Raw genomic sequence first — 2136 nt, 5'->3', positions numbered from 1 at the left:
CCCCCCCCCCGCCGATGTGGAGCCGCTCGGGTCGTGCGCGGCACGGTGTGGGGTGCCCGCTCAGGTCGCCTCGTCCTCGGAGCTGGCCGTGCGGCTGTGTCAGGCACGTCCTGCCTTCGGGGCTGGTGGGCACTCCCCCGCCGGTCCGGTGGCTGGTGGGACCGGGCCTGGGTGCTGGTGGGGGTTCCCTGGGGAACGGGTCCTGTCGTCAACCCGTGGCGCTGGACTGTTGTGATCCGAGGTACCGGGCGTGGACCTGGTCGGTGTGGGGGGTCAGCCTGGCCACCAGGTCCTCGGTGGCGTCCCGGAGCGGGGATGCCGAGTCCGGTGTCAGGGATTCCAGGATGAACCAGGCGCGTCGGGTGCGGTCGGTGACCCGGGTCCGGTGGGCGTCCCGGTGGTTCCAGCACCGGGTCAGGACGTCGAGGTGGTCGGTGTAGATGACCTCGCCGGGGCGGGGGTGTTCGGTGGTGTCCGCCTCCCCGAGCGGGGTGAAGGACTCGGTGCCCTCGGCGAAGCGGATGGTGATGTCGCCGACGACCGAGTCCAGGTCGAAGGCTCCGATGGGCAGGCCGTGGCGGACGGAGACGAGGTTGTAGGTGTCGACGGGTCCGTTGATCCTCGGCAGGGTTCCTTTTCGGACCAGGCGTCGGCCCAGGGCGTCGACGCTCGGGCGGAGGCGGCGGGGGTTGACGTTGAAGGCGCGGTAGGCCTCGTGCCAGCAGGCGATGCGCGGGTCGGTTTCGTCGGCGGGTGCCCAGGAGCCGTCGGCGACGGCTTCTTCGAGTGCGGTGAGGGCGGTTGCGGTGGCGGGCCAGGTGGTGTCTCCGCGTAGCCCGGTGGCGGTCACGACGGCGAGCGCGGCGTGGGGGTAGGCGTGGGCGAGGTCGGGGGCGAGGCGGATCTCGGGCATCGGGTCTCCTGCGGGGTGAACCGGGGTGGTGGTGCGGTGGACAGTCGCGTGTCCGGGGGCTCCACACCGTGGCGCATCAGACCGACCGTAATGTACATCCGAACGACCGAGTGGGGTTCGGGGTGGTTCGGTGGGGAGGGTGATCGGGTGATCGGGACGGGGGCGGCCCTGCGGGCGGTGGCCCGCAACGTTCGGGCGGCCAGGGTGGCCGCCGGGTGGTCCTTGGACCAGTTGGGCGCGCGGGCTCAGGTCAGCAAGGGCGCCCTGGTGGCGGTGGAACGCGCCACCGGTAACCCGAACCTGGCCACGTTGGTGCGGCTGGCCGATGCCCTGGGGGTGTCGCTGTCGGCGCTGCTGGAGGAGCCCCGCGCCGATCGGGTGCGGGTGGTGTCCACCGCCGATACCCCTGCGCTGTGGACGGGTGAGCACGGCGGGCAGGCCCGGTTGATGCTCACCACGGCTGGTCCCTGCCCGGTGGAGGTGTGGCGGTGGACGCTGCACCCGAGGGACAGGTACCGCAGCCAGCCGCACCGGCCGGGGGTGGTGGAGACGATCAGTGTCACCGCCGGTCGGATGACGTTGATCGTCGGTGACACCGCTCACGAGATCGGTGACGGCGAGACGGTCACCTTCGAGGCGTCGGTGCCGCACGCGTACCACGGTGCGGGTGGCCGGCGGTGTGACCTGGTGATGACGGTGCAGCTCCCGCCCGGTCCGGGCGCGACCCGATGAGGCGGTGCCCCGGCGGTGGCCGGAGCGGGTGGTTCTCCTGGGGCTGGTGGGCGTTGCCGGAACGATGACGTGGCCGCGCCGGCCCGGCCCGATTCACCGGCACGGGCGTCCTGAACCGGGTGTTGGCGCCGGGGGCCGGGTGGGGCTGGCGGTCGGCGGTGGGGAACAGGCGGGGTGGTGTGGGGCGCTGGGGCCGGTGGCATCGACCTCGGGCGGGCACCTCCGCGCCCTGCTGCCGGGAGGACCTGGAGGCCCGGTCCCAGGGTTGTTGGGTGCGCTGCCCACCGTCCGCTGGCGATGCTTCGGATGTTCCGTCGGCCCCGTGTGCCGTGCCGGTCCGGGACCGCGGGCGGGTCGAGCCCGGCGTGCCCGGGGCGCGTGGTGGTGGCCTCGCGGGTCCGCCGGTGGTGCGCCCTCGGCCGCGAGGTGGGGCGAGGGCGGCGGCGTGGGGTGACCGGCGGTGGCTGCCCGGTCGCGCGCCGCCGCTCCCC

General features: G+C 73.9%; 2 protein-coding genes. One reads left to right on the top strand and one right to left on the bottom strand.

Annotated elements, in window-relative coordinates; genetic code table 11:
- Positions 1-208 precede the first annotated feature (208 nt).
- Complete coding sequence (locus tag ACTIDRAF_RS0224275) at positions 209-913, bottom strand: B3/B4 domain-containing protein (RefSeq protein WP_016701272.1); 705 nt, start codon at positions 911-913, stop codon at positions 209-211.
- 90 nt (positions 914-1003) lie between these two features.
- On the opposite strand from ACTIDRAF_RS0224275, the gene ACTIDRAF_RS0224270 reads away from it, so the two are divergent.
- On the top strand, positions 1004-1645 hold the full coding sequence (locus ACTIDRAF_RS0224270) for a helix-turn-helix domain-containing protein (RefSeq protein WP_016701271.1): 642 nt from the start codon (positions 1004-1006) through the stop codon (positions 1643-1645).
- The last annotated feature ends 491 nt before the right edge of the window (positions 1646-2136 follow it).

Source organism: Actinoalloteichus spitiensis RMV-1378, assembly GCF_000239155.1.
GTDB lineage: Bacteria > Actinomycetota > Actinomycetes > Mycobacteriales > Pseudonocardiaceae > Actinoalloteichus_B > Actinoalloteichus_B spitiensis.
The sequence above is the reverse complement of the archived record's forward strand: the minus strand, read 5'-3'. Positions and strand labels throughout refer to the sequence as shown.